Consider the following 21,552-nt stretch of genomic DNA (forward strand, 5'->3'; position numbering starts at 1 on the left):
TGTCAATTATAAATTGAGCACAAAATTATTTAGTAGTTTTTCTTCATATTTCTCTTTGTTGAAAGTATATAAATAAGAACCTTTTCGAGAAGACTGCATGTCTTTTTCGTCTAGTTTATTTAAAATTTCTAAAGAGTTTATTTTGCTAATGAAATTTCTTTTGTCTAATTCTTTGCTCAAAATAGCTTCATACAATTCTAAAAGCTGACGCATTGTGAATTTCTCAGGAAGCAATTCAAAGCCAATTGGTTTGATAGAAGTTTTGTAGCGAAGTCTCTTAATGGCATTTTCAACCATTTCATTGTGGTCAAAAATTAAGTTTGGCGCATCATTAATTGGAAACCATTTTGCATGATAATTCTGAATCAGTTCTGCATTATGGTTTTCGATATTAATTAAGGCAAAGTAAGAAACCGAAATGGTTCTTTCTACCGGGTCACGATCAATTTCGCTGTATGCATAAAGCTGCTCCATATAAATATCGTTAAGACCTGTATAGGTATTTAAGATTCTGGTTGCCGCAGCGTCTAAAACTTCATCGCGTTTTAGAAATCCTCCAATTAAGGACCATTTTCCTTTTTCAGGCTCAAAATCTCTTTGAATCAAAAGGATTTTCAACCCTTCATTGTCGAACCCAAAAATGATGCAGTCAACCGCCAATAAAACTTTATCGGCAGAGCTATAACTATCTAACATATATAATTAATTTGTATGGTAAATATATAAACTTCTTAAAACGTATCATAATTTAATAATGTCGATTTTACACTTAATATTAAAAGGCAATAAAATAATACAATTTGGATAATGATCATGAAACGCTTTGTTCTGTTTTCTTTCTCGATTATATATAAAAATTATGAAGTCAAAGGTAGAAACATTTTTATAAGAGAATGAATCTGAGGATTATTATTTCGCGATCAAAAATTATTTTTTTTGAAATTTTGTTACAAATGCCACTGTTCGCAGGTTTTTTGTCGATTTTTTTTGGATTTTACATTTATAAGGTTTATCAAAATCTTTTTTTATGCTGATTTTTAAGGGATAATTGCGAAATCTATTTTTTACAACCAGTTGTTTTGATGTTTTTATTTTTTTATGTGGCTTTTTTTTATTTAAATTTACAAATGTTAAACAGACACTTATAAATTTAAACCAAAAAGCAATAGGGAATAGAGAATGCTCTTTTTCCTAAAAACAAAAAACCACAAGAAACATGAAAAAGCTATTACTGATATCGTTTGCTGTACTTGGCATCCAAACAATATCTGCACAAAAAGAATCCACACTTATTTCAATAAAAAATGATGCCTCGGCGCCAACCATAAATAGAAATATTTACGGTCATTTTGCAGAACATCTAGGACGTTGCATTTACGGTGGATTTTTTGTTGGAGATACTTCTAAAATTCCAAACACAAAGGGAGTTCGAAACGACATTGTAAAAGCATTGAAGGATCTTAAAATTCCGAATTTAAGATGGCCTGGAGGATGTTTTGCAGATACGTATCACTGGAAAGATGGGATAGGTCCAAAAGAACAGCGCCCGACAATTGTAAACCAATGGTGGGGAGGTGTTACAGAAGATAATAGTTTCGGGACGCATGACTTTTTAAATATGTGCGAATTGCTTGGAGCAGAACCTTACTTATCTGGAAATGTTGGAAGCGGAACAGTTCAAGAATTAGCAGACTGGGTTCAGTACACCAATTTTGGAGGGAAAAGTCCGATGAGTGATCTTCGTAAGAAAAACGGAAGAACAGAGCCTTGGAAAGTGAAATACTGGGGAATTGGAAATGAAGCATGGGGCTGCGGCGGAAATATGACGGCAGATTATTATGCAAACGAATATAAAAAATTCGCCACTTTTATGTCTGATTGGGGAAATGCAGGAGGAATTACAAGAATCGCATCTGGTGCCAACAGCTCTGATTACAACTGGACAGAAGTTTTAATGAAAAACATTCCTTTAAGTATGCTTGGCGGAGTTGGCGTGCATCATTATGCTGTAATCGATTGGGCCAAAAAAGGTTCGGATGTTGACTTTACAGAAAAAGAATATTTCCTTACTATGCAGTCTGCTTTAATAATGGAAGAGCTTGTTACCAAACATGCTGCAATAATGGATAAATATGATCCAGAGAAAAAAGTAGCCATGATTGTAGATGAATGGGGAGGTTGGTATGACGTTCAGAAAGGAACAAACCCAGGATTTTTATATCAGCAAAATACAATGAGAGATGCTGTCTTGGCAGGTGCAACATTAAATATTTTTAATAACCATGCAGACCGTGTTCGCATGGCCAATTTAGCCCAATGTATTAATGTGCTTCAGGCTGTAATTTTAACAGACAAAGCAAAAATGATCACGACGCCAACCTATCATGTCATGAAAATGTACAGCGTGCATCAGGATGCAAAATTATTGCCAATAGATTTTAAATCGCCTTTATATACTTACAATGGTCAAAGCATTCCAGCCGTGTCTGCTTCGGCATCAAAAGATCAGAGCGGTTCTGTTCATATTTCGCTAGTAAATATTGATCCGGTAAATAAGAATAAAATAGAAATTGATGTAAAAGATCTTGGTGTAAAAGGTTTTTCAGGAAATATAATTACTGCTTCGAAACTGCAAGATTACAATTCTTTCGAGAATCCGAATAAAATTGTTCCTGTTGCTTTCAAAGGTTTTGAAAACAAAAAAGGAAAACTTGAAATAACATTGCCTCCTTATTCTGTATTGGTTTTAGAAGGAAAATAATAGAAAGAGATCTGAAAATCCGTTCTTCAAAGAGCGGATTTTTACAGCTTAAACAAACGAAATGCATTTTTAAAAGAAAGAATTTCTGTTTGCGAATGAAATAATCGCAACATTATAAATGTGTAGGTAACATTTATTTTTTGATTTAAGGCTAAAATGCTGTTTTAATGCATTTATAGCAAAAATTAACTATACAATTTCAATTAAGTGTTTTTTGTACACTTATAAAATATTTATCTCTATATTTGTCAATATTTTAAAATAATATACGAATGAAAAATTATGTAATAGGATTGGACTACGGAACAGATTCTGTTCGCGCGGTGCTAATTGATACTGAGAATGGACAGGAGCTGGCATCGAATGTTTCTCATTACAAAAGATGGAAAAACAAGCAGTATTGTGATGCCTCTATAAACCAGTTTCGCCAACATCCTTTGGATCACATTGAGGGATTGGAAATTACAATTCAAAATGTAGTAAAAGAAAGTAAGGTTGATCCGTCATTGGTTCGCGGAATTTGTATTGACACAACGGGATCTTCTCCTGTTCCAGTTACAAAAGATGGAACACCATTGGCGTTGACAAAAGGTTTTGAAGAAAACCCAAATGCAATGATGGTTTTATGGAAAGATCACACTGCGATAAATGAAGCAAACGAAATCAACGAACTGGCAGTAAGCTGGGGTGGAGAAGATGTGACAAAATACGTTGGAGGAATTTATTCTTCAGAATGGTTTTGGGCAAAAATCCTTCACATTGCAAGACAAGATGAAGCAGTTAGAAATGCAGCATATACTTGGATGGAGCATTGCGATTTAATGACGTATTTGTTAATTGAAGATAAAGATTTAAAAACATTTAAAAGAAGCCGTTGTGCAGCAGGTCATAAAGCCATGTGGCATGCAGACTGGAACGGATTACCGCCAGTTGAATTTTTAGAAAAATTACATCCGTATTTGGCGACTTTGCGTGGCAATTTATACGATGAAACCTATACTTCAGACTTAGTTGCTGGAAAATTAAGCCAAGAATGGGCAGAACGTTTAGGACTTTCTACAGAAACGGTTGTGGCTGTTGGAACGTTCGATGCACATTCTGGTGCTGTTGGAGCTAAAATTGAAGAAAACACTTTAGTCCGTGTTATGGGAACTTCAACTTGCGATATCCTAGTTGGTTCTTATGAGGAAGTGGGAACAAAAACCGTTCGCGGAATCTGCGGTCAAGTGGACGGATCTGTAATTCCAGGATTTATTGGTTTGGAAGCAGGACAATCGGCTTTTGGTGATTTACTGGCTTGGTACAAAGAATTGCTAATGTGGCCAACAGAACATTTATTAGCTTCTTCTTCAACTTTAAATGATGCGCAAAAAGAACAATTAAGAGAAGAATTCAGCGATAAATTGATTATTGAATTAACTAAAGAAGCAGAGAAAATCCCTGTTTCAGAAAGTCTTCCAATTGCTTTAGACTGGATCAACGGACGAAGAACTCCAGATGCCAATCAGGAAGTGAAAAGCGCCATTTCAAATTTATCTTTAGGAACAAAAGCGCCTCATATTTTCAAAGCTTTAGTAAACGCAATCTGTTTTGGAGCGAAGAAAATCGTGGATCGTTTTGAAGAAGAAGGCGTAAAAATCGACAGTGTTATCGGAATTGGTGGCGTGGCTCGTAAATCTCCTTTTATTATGCAGACTTTGGCCAACGTTTTAAACAAGCCAATTAAAGTGGCGGCTTCAGACCAGACACCTGCTTTAGGTGCCGCAATTTATGCAGCGGTTGCAGCCGGAATTTATCCAAACGTAATCGAAGCAAGCCAAAAAATTGGAAGTGATTTTGACGGAGAATATTTCCCTCAATTAGATAAAGTGGCAGCGTACCATAAACTGCTTTTAGCTTATGAGCAATTAAGTGCTTTTGCAGATCCAACTATTAAAATTTCTCAAAATGAGTTCTCTTTATAAAGATTTAAAACAAGAATGTTACGAAGCCAACATGCAGTTAAATGCATTGAACTTGGTGGTGTATACTTTCGGAAACGTAAGTGCCGTGGACAGAAAAAATGGTGTTTTCGCCATTAAACCGAGCGGTGTTCCTTACGAAGATTTAAAACCTGAAGATATTGTAATTGTCGATTTTGATAATAATGTTATCGAAGGAACGATGCGTCCGTCTTCAGACACAAAAACGCATGCTTATTTATACAAACACTGGCCAAATATTGGCGGAGTGGCGCATACGCACGCAACTTATTCTGTAGCTTGGGCACAATCGCAGCGAGATATTCCGATTTTCGGAACAACACATGCCGATCATTTAACGGCTGATATTCCGTGCGCACCGCCAATGGCAGATCATCTAATAGAAGGAAACTACGAACACAATACTGGAATTCAGATTTTGGATTGTTTCAAAGAAAAAAATCTTTCTTATGAAGAAGTAGAAATGATTTTAATTGGAAATCACGGTCCGTTTGCTTGGGGAAAAAATGCGGCAAAAGCGGTTTACAACAGCAAAGTATTAGAAGTTGTGGCAGAAATGGCGTACCTGACTTTACAAATAAATCCGAACGCACCAAGATTAAAAGATTCGTTAATAAAGAAACATTACAACCGTAAGCACGGAAAAGATTCGTACTACGGACAGTAAAAATTTTTGTTTCAGGTTTCAGGTTTTTTTAGTTTCAAGTTGTTGGAACGTGAAACTTGGAACGTGAAACAGACAAAAACAAAAATAATAACATAACAATAAGATTTTCGGCATTTTGAGAACTTGAAACTTGAAACAAAAGAAAACTTGAAACAAAATAAAAAACAATGATAGACATTTCTCAAAAAGAAGTATGGTTTGTAGTAGGAAGCCAGGAATTATATGGTGAAGAAACACTTAGAAAAGTAGCAGAACATTCTCAAATTATTGCAAAAGGATTAGATGCTTCATCTTCAATTCCGGTAAAAGTGGTTTATAAAGATGTGGTAAAATCTCCTTCGCAGATTTTAGATGTTTGTTTAGCTGCAAACTCAGCGAAAAACTGTATAGGAATTATTGCTTGGATGCACACTTTCTCTCCTGCAAAAATGTGGATTGGCGGATTAAATATCCTTAAAAAACCATTATGCCACTTGCATACACAATACAATGCTGAAATTCCGTGGGGAAGCATCGATATGGATTTCATGAATTTGAACCAATCGGCTCACGGAGATCGTGAATTTGGTTTCATCATGTCTCGTTTACGTAAAAAACGTAAAGTTGTTGTAGGACACTGGGAAGATCAAAGAGTTCAAAAACAATTAGGAATCTGGTCTAGAGTTGCTCTTGGATGGGACGAACTTCAAAACTTAAAAGTGGCTCGTATTGGAGATAATATGCGTGAAGTTGCCGTTACAGAAGGCGACAAGGTAGAAGCTCAAATTCGTTTTGGAGTTTCTGTAAACGGATATGATTCATCAGACGTTACCAAACATATTGAGAGAGTAACAGATAAAGAATTAAACGATTTATTAGCAGTTTATGAGCAATCGTACAGCTTAACTGATTCTTTAAAAGAAGGTGGAGCGCAAAGAAGTTCTTTAGTTGAAGCAGCAAAAATCGAATTAGGATTAAGAGCTTTCCTTGAAGAAGGAGGATTCGGAGCTTTTACAGATACATTTGAAAACCTTGGAGTTTGGAAACAATTGCCAGGAATCGCTACACAAAGATTAATGGCCGATGGTTATGGTTTTGGTGGAGAAGGAGACTGGAAAACCGCTGCAATGGTAAGAGCTTTAAAAGTAATGTGTGTTGGTTTAGAAGGCGGAACTTCTTTCATGGAAGATTACACGTACCATTTTACTCCGCAAAAATCGTATGTTTTGGGTTCTCACATGTTGGAAATCTGCCCATCTATTGCTGACGGAAAACCTTCTTGTGAAGTGCACCCGTTAGGAATTGGAGGAAAAGAAGATCCAGCGCGTTTGGTGTTTAATTCTCCTGCAGGCGATGCAATCAACGTTTCATTGGTTGATATAGGAACTCGTTTCCGTTTAATCGTGAACGAAGTGGAAGCAGTAGAACCAATGGCAGAATTGCCAAAACTTCCAGTGGCACGCGTTCTTTGGGATTGTAAGCCAAATTTAGAAGTGGCAGCAACGGCCTGGATTTTAGCTGGAGGAGCGCATCATACCGTTTACAGCCAGTCAATTACAACAGAATACATGGAAGATTTCGCAGACATCGCAGGAATCGAATTATTGGTTATTGATGAAAAAACTACAGTAAGAGATTTCAAAGATAAAATCAATGCTAATGAAGCCTATTATCATTTATTTCAACACGGCCTGTAAGCCAGTAAAATTTAATTTGTAAGATGTAAAATGTGAAAAAGCTTAAAAGGTAAATTTTACATTTTTAAAATGATTAAATTTCGCATCTGACATTTTACATCTAAACATTTAACCTTTTACAAACCAAAAAACTATCATTTATGAATGTATTAAAACGCACCCTTTTCATACTAAGTATGCTCGGTATTGCTATAGTTACAGTTCAATGCAAAAACGAAAAAAAAATGGATACAGAAAAAGCGACAACTGATCAAAAAGCTTTAGTTACAATAGCAAAATCAGAGTACGGAACTACTGCCAAAGGCGAAAAAGTGGAGAGTTACAAACTGAAAAACCAAAATGGGATGGAAGTTGACATCATCACTTTTGGAGGAAGAATTACTGATTTAAAAGTGCCAAACAAAGCTGGAGTTTCAGAAAATGTGGTTATTGGATTTAGTTCTTTAGCGCAATACGAAAAAGAAAATCCATTTTTTGGAGCTTTGATCGGAAGATTCGGAAACCGAATTGCAAAAGGTAAATTTTCATTAGATGGAAAAGAATATCAGTTAGCAATTAACAATGCACCAAACGCTTTGCACGGAGGGCCACAAGGATTTTTTAATGTGGTTTGGAAAGCAGATGAGGTAAAATCTGGAGAAACTGCTTCTTTAAAATTATCTTATGTAAGTAAGGATATGGAAGAAGGATATCCAGGAAACCTTAAAGTTTTTGTGACTTATACCTTGACAAATGACAATCAATTAGAAGTGTTGTACGAAGCAACAACCGACAAGAAAACAGTGGTTAACTTAACGCAGCATTCTTATTTCAACTTGTCTGGAGATTTTACCAAAACAATCTTAGATCACGAGTTGACTTTAAATGCAGATAAATTGGTTCCTGTAGACGCAACTTTGATTCCAACAGGAAAATTAGATGACGTTGCAGGTACGCCTTTCGATTTCAGACAGCCAAAATTAATTGGAAAAGACATCAATGCTAAAAACGAGCAGTTAGAAAGAGGAAAAGGTTACGACCATTGCTGGGTACTGAACAATCCTGAAAAAGGAAAAACAATCATTGCAAAAGTGTATCACGCAGCAAGCGGAAGAGTTATGGAAATGACAACAGACGAACCTGGAATTCAGTTTTATTCTGGAAATTTCCTTGACGGAACTTTACCAATGCCAAACGGCGGAACTTTTGCACACAGAACAGGATTATGTCTGGAAACAGAACATTATCCAGATTCTCCAAACCAGAAAAACTTCCCAACAACGGTTTTAAACCCGGGAGAAAATTATAAGACTAGAACTACGTTTAAATTCTCTGTGCAGAAATAGTTTTAGGATTTGTTTATTAGTTTAGTAATTTTTAAAAACCTCGAAAGTTGTAGCTTTCGAGGTTTTTTGTTTTAGAATGGAATGATTTTTAATTGATTTCACTGCTGTTAAAAGATTAACTTAGCGATCTTAATTCATCTTAGGAAACTGAAAAATTGCAATATGAAAAGAAAAGTTGTTTATATTTTATTCTCTATTTTATTTCTTCAAAGTTGCCAAAATAAAGATAAAAGCCAACAAGAAAACAATTCTATTGATAAAATAGATTCACATAAAAGATCAGATTTATCGAACGATAGTAAGGAGCAGGTGGCATTAGTTAAAGATTTTATGAAATGGTATATTAAAAACATGGATATTCTAGGTGAATTTGATGTCATTGGCGGAGGGCCAGCAGATCTAAAAGAGAATGAAGAGCTAGAAAATTATTATGTGAATTTTAAAGAGGCTGAAAAATATATTTCGGAATTGAAAAGAAGTGGTTTTTTAACTGATAACCTTCTTAAAAAGGAAGAAAAATCGTTTTTAGAAGCGGACAAATATTATAAAGAAAACCCGGACAATGATAGTCCGCCGTATGGTTTTGATTATGATCATTTCTTTCTTACTCAAGAAGCTTTTGAGGAAGATCTACTGAATATTGATAAAAGTAAATATTTTGTAAATCAAAAAGATGACTTTAATTCAGAAGTAAAGTTTGTTCTGCCTGTATCTGGAGGTTATAAGTATTCTTTAAAAAAGATAGGAACAAAATGGTTTATTGAGAAAATAGAATCAATACAGTAATTTATGGCATTTAAACATTTATTCAAAGCAAAATTAAATTGGACTTCTAAACAAGCTCCAATAGATTTTTCCAAAAGATTTTACAGCAAAAGCCATCAAATTCAAATCGAAGGAAAACCCGTTTTAGATATTTCAGCAGCAAAAGCTTTCAAAGGCGATCCAGCATTATACAATCCAGAAGATTTATTGTTAAGCGGTTTAGTTTCCTGCCACATGATGTCATACTTATACGTTTGCTCTCAAAACGGGATAGAGGTTCTGAGTTATTCAGACAATGCCGAAGCAACATTAGAAGTAAATCCAGACGGAAGCGGACGTTTTACAGAAGTTCGATTAAATCCAAAAGTTACAATTGTGAACGCAGATAAAATAGAATTGGCTTTAGAACTGCATCAAAAAGCAAATCAATTATGTTTTATTGCTAATTCTTGCAACTTTCCTGTTTTGCATAATCCGAGTTGTGAGGTTGCAACCATATAAGTGATATAAGTTCATTTAATAAAATGAAGATTTAGAAGACTTAAGCGTAAAGTTTATTTACTTATATGTCTTATATGGTTTTAAAAAAAAGCCATAAAAAAACCTCTTTCGTTAAGAAGAGGTTTTTAAGTACCCGGAGCCGGAGTCGAACCGGCACGGTTTCCCACAGGTGTTTGAGACCAGCGCGTCTACCAATTCCGCCATCCGGGCTTAGCAGACGAAAAAATAACCCAAAGCGATTATTTTAACGCAATAGAATGAAGTCATAAATGGCGTCATTCCTTTAACACGGTGCAAATGTAAAAAATAAAATTAAACGAACTACTAAAAATACTTAAATTTTTGCTTTCAGTCTTCAATAAATTTTATAAATTTGCAGCTCGTTAAAACGAAGCACACACAACTAACTACATCCGAGACATTTAAGCGCATCGAGCTTTACAGAAATGATAGAGTAAAATTCTATTAAATGTAACGGAATAAAACAACACATTATAATGTCGCACCTAGAACCAGAAGCTAAAATTTTTGCTTGTTCACAAAGTGTTTATCTTGCAGAAAAAATTGCAAAAGACTACGGGATTCCGTTAGGAAAAGTAACGATGTCAACGTACAGTGATGGAGAATTTCAGCCATCGTACGAAGAGTCAATTAGAGGGTTACGAGTTTTTATCGTATGTTCAACTTTTCCAAGTGCAGATAATCTGATGGAATTGTTGTTAATGATTGATGCGGCAAAACGTGCCTCAGCAAGACACATTACAGCTGTTATGCCTTATTTTGGTTGGGCAAGACAAGATAGAAAAGACAAACCAAGAGTTCCGATTGGAGCAAAATTAGTAGCAAACCTATTAACAGCTGCAGGAGCAACAAGAATCATGACAATGGATCTGCATGCAGACCAAATTCAAGGATTCTTTGAAAAACCGGTAGATCATTTATTTGCATCTACTATCTTTTTACCATACGTAGAAAGTTTAAAGTTAGAAAATCTAACAATTGCATCTCCAGATATGGGAGGTTCAAAAAGAGCATATGCTTACTCTAAGTTTCTAGAATCAGATGTAGTAATCTGTTACAAACAAAGAAAAGCAGCCAACATTATCGATACTATGGAACTTATTGGTGAAGTAAAAGGTCGTAATGTAATCTTAGTAGACGACATGATCGATACAGGAGGAACTTTAGCGAAAGCGGCAGACCTTATGATCGAGAAAGGAGCGCTAAGTGTAAGAGCAATTTGTACACACGCGATTTTATCTGGAGGTGCGTACGAGAAAATTGAAAACTCGAAACTAACAGAATTAATCGTAACAGATTCTATTCCGTTAAAGAGAGAATCAAAGAAAATAAAAGTGGTAAGCTGCGCGCCTCTATTTGCTGAGGTAATGCAAATGGTTCACCACAACAATTCCATCAGTGGAAAATTTATTATGTAAAAGCAGTAAGCTTTAGGCTTTAAGCCGTAAGCTTAATTACTTTGCATAAAAGCCTAAAGCATATTGCTTAAAGCTTACAGCAAATTAGAATAATTTATTTATTAATAACTATATTTTTTTACAATGAAATCGATTACAATTAAAGGATCAGAAAGAGAAAGCGTGGGCAAAGTGTCAACTAAAGCCTTACGTAATGCTGGAGCGGTTCCTTGCGTGTTATACGGAGGAAATCAAGCAGTACACTTCTCAGCAGACGCTGCAGCGTTCAAAAACTTGGTTTACACTCCAAATGCACACACAGTTGTGATTGAGCTTGGAAAAGGAAAATCATTCAATGCAATTTTGCAAGATATCCAAGTTCACCCAGTAACTGACAAAATTTTACACATCGACTTCTTCCAATTATTTGATGATAAAGAAATCACAATGGAAGTTCCTGTGAAAATCGTTGGTACATCTAAAGGTGTTCTTGCGGGAGGTGTTTTACGTTTAAACCAACGTAAATTAAAAGTTAAAGCTTTACCAGCAAATCTTCCAGATTTCGTTGAAGCTGACATCACTCCACTTGAAATGGGTAACAAATTATATGTTACTAAAGTTGGAAAACCAGAGTACAAAATTATGCACCCAGACAACACAGTTGTTTGTCAAGTGAGAATCTCTCGTGCTGCTATGAAAGCTGCTCAAGAGGCTGCAAAAGCTGCAAAAGCTCCTGCAAAAGGAAAGAAAAAATAATTTTTTTCAAACTATACAAAAAGCCTCAATCTTACGATTGGGGCTTTTTTTTTTAAGCTTCTAAGTTTCTAAGGTGCTGAGATGCTAAGTTTTTTTAGAAGCAGAAAGTATTTGCTTTCAAAAGATGTGATGTTCCTGCCATCCGCTAAATCTTTTCCTGGTTAAAGAAACCAGAAAAAGGATACCGCTCCTGTCAGGGCTAGCGAGAAAAATCTTTTTTTATAAGGTACTAAGCTTCTAGGGTTTTGAGATTTTAAGCATTTAATTCTAAAGATGAGCTCTGCGGTTAAAAATAACGCACCAATTCACAATTATCTAATCGCCACATTTTCAAATTATCTAATTAACAAATTGCCAAATTATCTAATTAAGTTTACTTTTGCCAAATGATAAAATGGATAACAAAACTGTTTTCATCAACACCAAAAGAAGAGAACGCAGAAGACAATATGAAAAAATACTTAATCGTAGGTTTAGGAAATATCGGAGCCGAATACGTAAACACCAGACATAACATCGGATTTAAAGTGCTTGACTTTTTAGCCAAAAAAGAAGGTCTTTCATTCGAAACTGTAAAACTAGGTTCGATGGCAGAGTATAAATTTAAAGGAAGAACCTTTTTTCTTTTAAAACCAAATACTTACATGAATTTAAGCGGAAAAGCCGTAAAATATTGGATGGATAAAGAAAACATTCCGCTAGAAAATATTTTGGTCATTACAGACGATTTAAATCTTTCATTCGGAACTATTAGAATCAAACCAAAAGGCAGCGACGGCGGTCATAACGGACTTAAAAACATCAATCTGGTTCTGAATACACAAAACTACACCCGTTACAGATTTGGTATTAGTGACCAATTTAAAAAAGGACAGCAGGTAGATTATGTTTTAGGAGAATGGAATGCCGAGGAAGAAGCAAAATTACAAGAACGCTTAGAAGTTTCTGCAGAAATAATTAGAACTTTTGGAACGGCCGGTTTAGAAAATACCATGACTACGTTTAATGGAAAATAAAGATTTTCAGGTATTTATATTCTAAAAATGTAAATTATCAGCGAATTTAATTCAATTATAACGAAATAGTATTTTCAATTCCAAAGTTAAATGTCTAAATTTGGAATAAATTATTATAAACCATAAAAATCATAATACCATGGCTTTTGAATTACCACAATTACCTTATGCATACGATGCATTAGAACCACATATTGATGCTCGTACAATGGAAATCCATCATACTAAGCACCACAATGCATATACTACAAATCTTAATGCAGCAATTGCAGGAACAGATTTGGAAGGAAAAACGATCGAGAATATCTTAATCAACTTAGATAAGTCAAACGCAGCAGTTCGTAACAATGGTGGAGGTTTTTACAACCACAACTTATTCTGGACTGTAATGTCTCCAAACGGAGGAGGTTTGCCAACAGGTGATTTGTTAGCTGCAATTGAGTCTTCTTTTGGATCTTTCGAAGAATTTAAAGCAAAATTTGCTAAAGCTGGTGCTACACAATTCGGTTCTGGATGGGCTTGGTTAACAGTTCAAAAAGGCGGAAAATTAGAAGTTGTAGGAACTCCAAATCAAGATAATCCGTTAATGCCAGAAGTTGCTGGTCACGGTGGAACTCCAATCTTAGGAATGGATGTTTGGGAGCACGCTTACTACTTAAACTACCAAAACAGAAGACCAGATTATATTGAAGCTTTCTTCAGCGTAATTAACTGGACAGAAGTTGCTAGAAGATTTGCTTTAGACAAATAGTCTAAGAGAAAATAGAATAAAGAACATAGAAAAAAGACGAGTACTGAAAAGTGCTCGTCTTTTTTGTTTATCTAAATTCTTTCATCTATATTCTTTGCTCTAAAAGAAAAAATAAAAAAGGTGGAAGAAGTTCCACCTTTTTTGCCCCAAATCTACCATAAACTTAACCTACTAATGTTATGGTCTAGTAAAGGTATGGCGTATCTTTTTTTGAAGAAAACTTATCAGATGAAAGGCAACTATATCCGATAAAAGACCTATAATGAAGGTTCTTGAAAATTTAGAGGTTTATTTCAATAAAAAAGGCGGAATTTCTTCCACCTTTTTTGCCCCAAATCTACCATAAACTAACCTACTAATGTTATGGTCTAGTAAAGGTATGGCAGTTATTTATTCGAAGAAAAATTTTTAGATGAATAGCAATTATATTCGACAAATTGCGTTTAATGGGTTGCTTTTCAGTAAATTATGTGTAAAATAAAAAAAGCAGAACTTATTTTGTCTTTTTTTGTCCCCAATCTATCATGAACTAATCTACTAATGCTATGGCCTCAATTCTTTTTGTGACGAAAAATTTTAGGATAAAAGAAAGGGTATTCGGTGAAAGGATATAATTGGTTGACTATAAATAGTTTGAGTTTATTCCAATAAAAAAGGTGGAATTGCTTCCACCCTTTTTGCCCCAAATCTACCATAAACTTAACCTACTAATGTTATGGTATTTCAAAAGTATCATAGCTTTTCAATTTCACCAAAGAAATAGGATGAACGGCAAAAAAAACCGATGAAATGCACTATTTAACCTTTTATTAGTATTTTATTAATAAGCTCGAGCGTCTTTTCCTTCATAAAAATTCATGAAAGCACGATTTACAACTCGATTTCCACCTGGAGTTGGATAATCTCCTGTGAAGTACCAATCACCTAAATTTTTAGGACATGCTTTATGCAAATCGTCTACGGTTTGGAAGATAATTTTTACTTCGGCATTGATTTCTGGCGAGCTTAACATTTCTGCAATTTTATCTGAAATCTCGTCTTGTGTAAATTGGTCGTAAATTTCTGTTACGTAGTTTACAACATCTTTATCAAGGAAGTTTTCTTGTGCTTTACATTTAGCATATACTTCGTCTACAATATGGTATAAGTTTCTTTCTTTCAATAAAGCTAGTGCTGCTCTAAAAGCAACCAAACCTTCTAGTTTTGCCATATCGATTCCGTAACAGTCTGGGTAACGAATTTGCGGAGCAGAAGAAACAATTACAATGCGTTTTGGTTTTAAACGATCCATCATTTTAATGATGCTCATTTTCAATGTGGTACCACGAACAATACTGTCGTCAATAATTACCAAGTTGTCTTCTGGCTTAATTACACCATAAGTAACATCGTAAACGTGAGCAACCAAATCATCACGACTGCTGTCTTCGGTAATAAAAGTTCTAAGTTTAGCATCTTTTATCGCTACTTTTTCTGTACGTATTTTTACAGAAAGAAGTTCCTGAAGCGTCTCAGCAGTTAAGGTATTTCTATTTTCTAAAATATAATTGTTTTTTCTCTGATTCAAGAAATCCTGAGCAGCTTCAACTAATCCGTAGAATGATGTTTCGGCTGTATTCGGAATATAAGAGAAAACAGTATTGTCTGTGTCGCTGTCAATTGCTTTAAGAACCGCTGGTAAAATTAATTTACCTAAATCTTTACGCTCTTGGTAAATTTCAGCATCACTTCCTCTTGAGAAATAGATTCTTTCAAAAGAACACGCTTTTTTTACTGTTGGCTCCAAAATTTGATTCATAGAAACTTTACCATTTTTCTTGATAATCAAAGCATTTCCTGGATCAATTTCCTGAACGCTTTCAAAAGGAACATTAAATACAGTTTGAATAACAGGTCTTTCAGAAGCTACAACCACAACTTCGTCATCTTGATAAAAATAAGCTGGACGAATTCCTGCTGGATCTCTAAAGACAAAAGCATCACCATGTCCTAATAAACCAGCCATTGCATAACCTCCATCCAAATTTTTAGCAGAACGGGCTAAGATTTTAGCAATATCCAAACGCTCTGCAATTACTGGCGAAGCATCTCTTTTTGAGTAACCTTCGGCTTTACAGTCTTGGTACAATTGCATAACTTCTTTATCTAAGAAGTGACCAATTTTTTCCATTACTGTAACAGTATCAGCCATTTCTTTAGGGTGCTGACCAAGTTCAACAAGATTTTCGAAAAGTTCTTTAACATTGGTCATATTAAAGTTTCCCGCCAAAATCAAGTTACGGTGCATCCAGTTACTTTGACGTAAAAATGGGTGAACACTCTCGATGCTGTTTTTTCCAAAAGTTCCGTAACGAACGTGACCTAAAAACAATTCTCCAATATAAGGAATGTTTGCTTTTAGTTCTTTCATGTCGTCACCAAGTTCTGGATGCGCTTTTAACTCTTCGCTAATGCGTTCGTTAATTTGTTTAAAAACATCTTGTATTGGCTGTGCGTGATTAGAACGAACTCTACTGATGTAGCGCTGTCCTGGATCAACATCAAATTTAATGCTTGCAAAACCAGCTCCGTCTTGTCCGCGGTTGTGCTGTTTTTCCATCATTAAATACATCTTCTGAATTCCGTAGAACGCAGTTCCGTATTTTTCTTTATAATATTCAAGCGGTTTAAGTAGTCTAACTAAAGCTATCCCACATTCGTGTTTTAAAGCGTCGCTCATTGTTTTTTGTTATTTGTGTGTTGTTGTAAGTTGTGTGTATTAACGTAATAAAAAAGCCCCGTTTTATCGAGGCTCTTAGGCATTATATTTCTATATCAAACTGAGTTAACGACTTAAATTGCTGTAATCGAATCGCCACCTCGGCCTTGCTTAATGTTTCCATTCTTTCAGTCCCAAATTTCTCTACGCAGAACGAAGCTAAATTTGAACCGTAAATAATTGCGTTTTTCATATTGCCAAACGAAATGTTTTCGCTCTGCGCAATAAATCCAGAGAAACCACCTGCGAAAGTGTCTCCTGCTCCAGTTGGATCAAAAACATCTTCTAATGGTAAAGCTGGTGCAAAGAATACTTCTCTGTTGTGGAATAAAAGTGCTCCGTGTTCTCCTTTTTTGATCACCACATATTTTGGTCCCATGTCTTGGATTTTCGCAGCGGCTTTTACTAATGAATATTCACCAGAAAGTTGTCTTGCTTCTTCGTCATTGATTGTAATAACATCTACACGTTTAATAACGTCTAGTAATTCTGGAAGAGCACAGTCCATCCAAAAATTCATGGTGTCTAAAACCACTAATTTTGGTTTTTTCTCCAATTGATCTAAAACACTGCTTTGTACCAATGGGTGTAAGTTTCCTAACATTACCACATCAGCATCTTTGTAGTTTTGAGGAACTTTTGGCTGAAAATCAGCTAAAACGTTCAATTCAGTAACTAAAGTATCTCTAGAATTTAGGTCGTTGTGGTATAAACCGCTCCAGAAAAAGGTTTTTCCTCCTTTTACAATTTCGATACCAGAGATATCAATATTTTTTGAAGTCAATAAATCTAAATGTTCTTGAGGAAAATCGTCGCCAACTACAGAAACAATGGCCGATTGCAAGTTAAAAAATGACGCTGATAATCCGATGTAGGTTGCAGCACCACCTAAAATTTTATCTGTTTTTCCGAAAGGAGTTTCAATCGCGTCGAAAGCAACTGTTCCAACAATCAATAGTTTATTCATTTTATGAATTTCGAATTAGGGTGCAAAGATACTTCATAAGTTACAATATTGCAACGGTTTAGGTTCTCAAATTTTTCTTAAAAAAATGACAACGATTTCGAAGGGAAACTATTGTAAATGAATTGGTTAAAATTGATTTTTTGGGAATGCTTAAGATATGTTTTCTAGAGTTAAGTTGCAACTTTTTTGAAAAAAAATGCGATTATTTTACAACTCGTACTTTTTTAAGATGAGCTTCTTAAAATTGCTTTTTTAATTAATACTTTTTATCCAATTAATAGCGTCGTTCATAGGTTCTTCAGACTTGGAGAAAGCTGTATTGTGTCCTAAGTCTGGAAACAATTTATATTCATAACGTTTTCCTTTAGATTTTAATTTGTCAAGATATTCGATTGATAGCTTCACGGGAACTTGAATGTCTTTACCGCCAAAAATCCAAAATCCAGGAATTGATAATGTAGATAGAACATCATTAGGATTGGTATCGATAAACTCATATTTGTCTGGATCATTGAAAACATGTTTTCGTGCCTCTTCTTCTGAGTGTGTATCCCAAAAATTTTTGTCTCCATTTGTATAAAATTGGAATCTCAATTGTTCTTTAACAGTTATAAGTGCTCCGCTAAATATTGTCATAAATTTGACTTTCTTATTTTTTTGTGCCGCCAATGGAATTATCCATCCAGCTTGACTGCCTCCCGTTAAACCAATTGAGATTTGATTATTTGATAAAGATTTAGATAAAGTATTTACAGCAGCGCTAACATCCAGAGATAAAAGATTTAGGTTTGCAAAATCAACATTATTAGTTCCAACTTCCGGACCCGCATATACGCCTCCAGATTCTCCAACTCCGCGTTTGTCATAGGTTAAAACTGCAATTCCGTTATTGGCTAGAGTTGTTGCAAAGTCGATCATTCTTTTTTCTTGTCCGGATCCATGAACAATCACAACGGCTGCCTGTATATTATTAGGTGTAAAAATAGTTCCGGCGAGAGAAACACCCTCACTAACAAATTTTATTTCTTTAGTAGTAAAGTTTGACGAAATTGCCGATGCATGACTAGAAATGCAAAACAATAGGATTAAGAAGAAATACGTCTTCGCTTTAAGATTTTTTGGCAATATATTATTTTTCATTTCTTTACAATGGTGTTATAACTGATACTTCTTATCAAAATAATTCTTCAAAATTCCAACCTGAACCAATATCATAATAGGAACAATCAGAATTGCATAAAAGATATTCTTAGAAAAATGAATTCCCGAAAAAGCTGTAGAAACTTTATTGTAGTATAGTTTTCCGATTTCGTCAATTTCAATATTGTTTTCTGAACCTGAAAAAAGAGAAATATAGAGTACTAGTAAAGCAACAGCTGCTCCAATGGCAATCCAAACAGGTTTTGAAATTAAAGGTTTGTAGACAATCGATTTTTTTTCTTCTAAAATTTGAACATTTGCCATGATTTTAGAAGTAAAATCTAGTGATGGAGACTGCAGTTTTTCTTCTGCCATCATCTTGTCTATAAGTTGTTCTATATTTTTATCGCTCTCTTTCATACGAATGTATTTTTTGTTTTTTAACGGAATATGTTATCGGCATTCTTCATTTTGTTTTTGTTTTGGAATCTTGCCGATTTCATAACATTCTATTATTTCTGGTTCTAACTGCTGTCTCAAAATTACAGCTAATTTCTGTCGGCTCCTAAATAATTTTACTTTGGCATTATTGGCCGAAATATTCATGATTTTTCCAATTTCCTCCAAATTCTGATCGTCAAAATAAAATAAGGTTAAAAGGAAATTCTCGTCACTTGGCAATAAATTTAAGCATTTCTGGATGGTTTGTTTTCGCTCTTTTTCTTCTAATGCGCTCAATGCATTGTCCATTGTTTTAATTAAGTGAGATGAAAAATCATCAATCGAAATATTTAAATCGTCTTTTTTATTTTTCTTTAAACGATCCAGACAGGTGTTGTAGGCAATTTTATAAATCCAGGTCGAAAATTTAGATTCTCCTTTAAATTTAGTTAGCGAACTGTAAATCTTTATAAAGGTGTCTTGCGCAACTTCTTCTGCTTCTTCTCGATTTTTAACCATTTTTAGAGCCAAAGTAAAGATCATATCTTTATAGCGATCTACAAGAACGGCAAACGCATTGGTCTCGCCTTGCAGAATTTTATCGATATAATTTTGATCGTGTATTGTGCTCATATTATATAGGACGACAAGTTGTCTGTTTAGGTTACAACTTTTTAAAATAAAATTCCAAAATTTTTAAATCTCAAATTCCAATGGTGGGGAAATTCCAAAACTTTAAATTCCAATCTTTATATATATTAAAGTAGAATAGTGAACTTTGTCAAAGTTTTAAACTTTGACAAAGTTTTCGAGTATCAAAATTAATTGATTATCAGTGAGTTTTGGGATTTGGAATTTAAAACTTTGAAATTTTTTCAAAATAGTTGTAACCTCAATTTTAAAAGCGTCGTCATATGGGATATATCAATCAATTAAAAACGTAAATATCATGGATTCAAAAATTTTAATTCCAATCAGCCTTTTCTTAATGATTTTCGGAATCGTTTATTTAATTTATTCAACAAGAAATAGAGAGCGTTTGGCTCTTATAGAAAAAGGTGTAGACGCGAGTATCTTTTTACAAGGAAAAGGAAGCGGAGTTCCTGCTTGGAAAGTGTTTGTTGTAAATGTGGCTTTCTTATTAATAGGAAGCGGTGTAGGTATATTTGTTGCTTTATTAATTACAACTTATACTTCGTTGAATGATGGAGCAGTTTATCCTTCAATAATATTTATAATGTCAGGTATTGGACTTTTAGTTGGATTTAAAACAGCTAAAGATCTGGACAAAGAATAAGAAAGATTTTTGATTAGTAATTGAATAACGTATCGAGAACTTAGTTTTCGATACGTTTATTTTTTATAGCAATTTAGAATCGGTGTTTTCGTAATAAGAATCAATTGAGAGTTTCGGTTGCATCGATGCCATAACCGCCAATTGATCACATCGTTCGTTTTGCGGATGATTGTTGTGCCCTTTTATCCATTTGAAATCAACTTGATGTTTTCGGTACACAATTAAAAAGCGTTTCCAGAGATCGGCATTTTTTCTTCCTGCAAAACCTTTTTTCTCCCATCCAAGCACCCATTTCTTTTCGACAGAATCTACAACATATTTAGAATCAGAAACTACAAGGACTTTCATATTTGGCTTTTTTAGTTTTTCTAAACCTACAATTACAGCCAAAAGTTCCATCCTATTATTAGTAGTCAAACGAAAACCTTCGTAAAATTCTTTTTTATGTGGCGTTCCAACCAATTCCATTACGACTCCGTAACCCCCATTTCCTGGATTGCCTTTTGCTGCGCCGTCTGTATATATATGTACTTCGTGAGTCATTCTTTATTTTTCTTCACCATATAAGTTATATAAGTTCATTTAATTTATTCTACATTACACTTAAATGATCTTCTATGTCCTTAATATGGTTTAATTTCTAAGCTTCTAATAATCTATGAATAATCTCTGGAAAATGCTTTTGCTCCAGTTCATGAATCTTTTCTGCAACGGTTTCTGGAGTGTCTTCATCCGTTAGAGCAACATTTGCTTGAAAGATAATAGCGCCTTCATCGTAGTTTTCGTTAACATAATGAATCGAGATTCCAGTTTCTTTTTCCTTATTATTTACAATTGCTCTATGTATGTGCATTCCGTACATTCCCTTGCCTCCATAATTAGGTAAAAGAGCAGGATGGATGTTGATTATTTTATGTGGATATTGCTCGATTATGTTTTCTGGAAATTTGAGTAAAAAACCAGCCAAGATTATCAAATCCGGGTCGATTTCTTGTACTTTTTGTAGTACTTTACGCTCTAAAAGTTCGTTTTTTGAGAAGATTTCGACTGGAATTTGATGATTTTTTGCTCTTTCAATCACTTTTGCTGAAGCATTATTTGTAAAGACAGAAACGACTCTTGCAATTTCGGTGTTCAAAAAATATTTAATAATGTTCTCTGCGTTAGTTCCTGATCCTGAGGCAAAAACGATAATTTTTTTCATAAAGTTGTGTGTTTTGAGACTGCAAAAAACGGAATAAAAATCGAAAATAAATAGCTTTAAAAGACCTTTCTTGAAATTAATTTTATAATTTAGTGTCACATTTATAAACTAAATAGTTGTTTTAAAA

The 21,552-nt window shown here is 34.4% G+C and carries 20 protein-coding genes and 1 tRNA gene; 12 read left to right on the forward strand and 9 right to left on the reverse strand.

Annotated features, from left to right (window positions below; translation table 11 throughout):
- Positions 1-6: 6 nt before the first annotated feature.
- Entirely contained in the window at positions 7-696 is a 690-nt protein-coding gene (locus J7574_RS02855; RefSeq protein ID WP_290963933.1) for an NUDIX domain-containing protein, read from the reverse strand.
- 520 nt (positions 697-1,216) lie between these two features.
- Between J7574_RS02855 and J7574_RS02860 the strand changes: the two genes are divergently transcribed.
- From J7574_RS02860 to J7574_RS02890, 7 genes are all read left to right on the forward strand, one after another.
- Positions 1,217-2,761 carry an alpha-L-arabinofuranosidase C-terminal domain-containing protein gene (locus J7574_RS02860; RefSeq protein ID WP_290963936.1) on the forward strand — a complete coding sequence of 515 codons (1,545 nt, stop codon included), beginning with the start codon at positions 1,217-1,219 and terminating at the stop codon, positions 2,759-2,761.
- A 272-nt stretch (positions 2,762-3,033) separates the two neighbouring features.
- Positions 3,034-4,725: a ribulokinase gene (locus tag J7574_RS02865; protein WP_290963938.1), complete on the forward strand. Its 1,692-nt coding sequence runs from the start codon at positions 3,034-3,036 to the stop codon at positions 4,723-4,725.
- A complete protein-coding gene (locus J7574_RS02870; protein ID WP_290963941.1) occupies positions 4,709-5,410 on the forward strand; it encodes an L-ribulose-5-phosphate 4-epimerase in 702 nt (233 codons plus the stop codon). The genes J7574_RS02865 and J7574_RS02870 overlap by 17 nt, the downstream gene beginning before the upstream one ends.
- 167 nt (positions 5,411-5,577) lie before the next feature.
- On the forward strand, positions 5,578-7,086 hold the full coding sequence (gene araA, locus J7574_RS02875) for an L-arabinose isomerase (protein ID WP_290963944.1): 1,509 nt from the start codon (positions 5,578-5,580) through the stop codon (positions 7,084-7,086).
- 140 nt (positions 7,087-7,226) lie between these two features.
- Positions 7,227-8,411: an aldose epimerase family protein gene (locus J7574_RS02880; protein WP_290963947.1), complete on the forward strand. Its 1,185-nt coding sequence runs from the start codon at positions 7,227-7,229 to the stop codon at positions 8,409-8,411.
- Positions 8,412-8,573: 162 nt separating this feature from the next.
- Positions 8,574-9,197, forward strand: a complete 624-nt coding sequence (locus J7574_RS02885) for a hypothetical protein (protein ID WP_290963950.1) — start codon at positions 8,574-8,576, stop codon at positions 9,195-9,197.
- 3 nt (positions 9,198-9,200) lie between these two features.
- Entirely contained in the window at positions 9,201-9,677 is a 477-nt protein-coding gene (locus J7574_RS02890) for an OsmC family protein (RefSeq protein ID WP_290963953.1), read from the forward strand.
- 130 nt (positions 9,678-9,807) lie between these two features.
- Here the strand turns inward: J7574_RS02890 and J7574_RS02895 are convergent.
- Positions 9,808-9,887, reverse strand: a tRNA-Leu gene (locus tag J7574_RS02895).
- Positions 9,888-10,174: 287 nt separating this feature from the next.
- On the opposite strand from J7574_RS02895, the gene J7574_RS02900 reads away from it, so the two are divergent.
- The 4 genes from J7574_RS02900 to J7574_RS02915 all read left to right on the forward strand — a co-directional run bounded on the left by J7574_RS02900 (position 10,175) and on the right by J7574_RS02915 (position 13,618).
- Positions 10,175-11,116, forward strand: coding sequence for a ribose-phosphate pyrophosphokinase (locus tag J7574_RS02900; protein WP_290963955.1), 942 nt, complete (start codon positions 10,175-10,177; stop codon positions 11,114-11,116).
- A 123-nt stretch (positions 11,117-11,239) separates the two neighbouring features.
- A complete protein-coding gene (locus J7574_RS02905; RefSeq protein ID WP_026727205.1) occupies positions 11,240-11,851 on the forward strand; it encodes a 50S ribosomal protein L25/general stress protein Ctc in 612 nt (203 codons plus the stop codon).
- Between the two features lie 386 nt (positions 11,852-12,237).
- Entirely contained in the window at positions 12,238-12,867 is a 630-nt protein-coding gene (pth, locus tag J7574_RS02910; RefSeq protein WP_290963959.1) for an aminoacyl-tRNA hydrolase, read from the forward strand.
- A 139-nt stretch (positions 12,868-13,006) separates the two neighbouring features.
- Positions 13,007-13,618, forward strand: a complete 612-nt coding sequence (locus J7574_RS02915; protein ID WP_012023214.1) for a superoxide dismutase — start codon at positions 13,007-13,009, stop codon at positions 13,616-13,618.
- Positions 13,619-14,438: 820 nt separating this feature from the next.
- Here J7574_RS02915 and J7574_RS02920 read toward each other — a convergent pair.
- From J7574_RS02920 to J7574_RS02940, 5 genes are all read right to left on the reverse strand, one after another.
- Positions 14,439-16,337, reverse strand: a complete 1,899-nt coding sequence (locus J7574_RS02920) for an amidophosphoribosyltransferase (protein ID WP_290963965.1) — start codon at positions 16,335-16,337, stop codon at positions 14,439-14,441.
- 82 nt (positions 16,338-16,419) lie between these two features.
- Positions 16,420-17,343, reverse strand: a complete 924-nt coding sequence (locus tag J7574_RS02925) for a PfkB family carbohydrate kinase (protein ID WP_223706767.1) — start codon at positions 17,341-17,343, stop codon at positions 16,420-16,422.
- 252 nt (positions 17,344-17,595) lie between these two features.
- Entirely contained in the window at positions 17,596-18,483 is an 888-nt protein-coding gene (locus J7574_RS02930; protein WP_290963971.1) for an alpha/beta hydrolase, read from the reverse strand.
- A gap of 15 nt (positions 18,484-18,498) precedes the next feature.
- Complete coding sequence (locus J7574_RS02935) at positions 18,499-18,903, reverse strand: hypothetical protein (RefSeq protein WP_290963975.1); 405 nt, start codon at positions 18,901-18,903, stop codon at positions 18,499-18,501.
- A gap of 33 nt (positions 18,904-18,936) precedes the next feature.
- Positions 18,937-19,557, reverse strand: a complete 621-nt coding sequence (locus tag J7574_RS02940; RefSeq protein ID WP_290963976.1) for a sigma-70 family RNA polymerase sigma factor — start codon at positions 19,555-19,557, stop codon at positions 18,937-18,939.
- 316 nt (positions 19,558-19,873) lie between these two features.
- On the opposite strand from J7574_RS02940, the gene J7574_RS02945 reads away from it, so the two are divergent.
- The gene (locus J7574_RS02945) at positions 19,874-20,221 is read left to right on the forward strand and encodes a DUF6249 domain-containing protein (RefSeq protein WP_290963978.1); all 348 of its coding nucleotides are present in this window, start codon (positions 19,874-19,876) and stop codon (positions 20,219-20,221) included.
- Positions 20,222-20,284: 63 nt separating this feature from the next.
- Here the strand turns inward: J7574_RS02945 and rnhA are convergent, their stop codons facing one another.
- Complete coding sequence (rnhA, locus tag J7574_RS02950) at positions 20,285-20,764, reverse strand: ribonuclease HI (RefSeq protein ID WP_290963981.1); 480 nt, start codon at positions 20,762-20,764, stop codon at positions 20,285-20,287.
- A 97-nt stretch (positions 20,765-20,861) separates the two neighbouring features.
- Entirely contained in the window at positions 20,862-21,425 is a 564-nt protein-coding gene (purN, locus tag J7574_RS02955) for a phosphoribosylglycinamide formyltransferase (protein ID WP_290963984.1), read from the reverse strand.
- Positions 21,426-21,552 lie beyond the last annotated feature (127 nt).

It is taken from the genome of Flavobacterium sp. (assembly GCF_017744675.1).
Lineage (GTDB): Bacteria > Bacteroidota > Bacteroidia > Flavobacteriales > Flavobacteriaceae > Flavobacterium.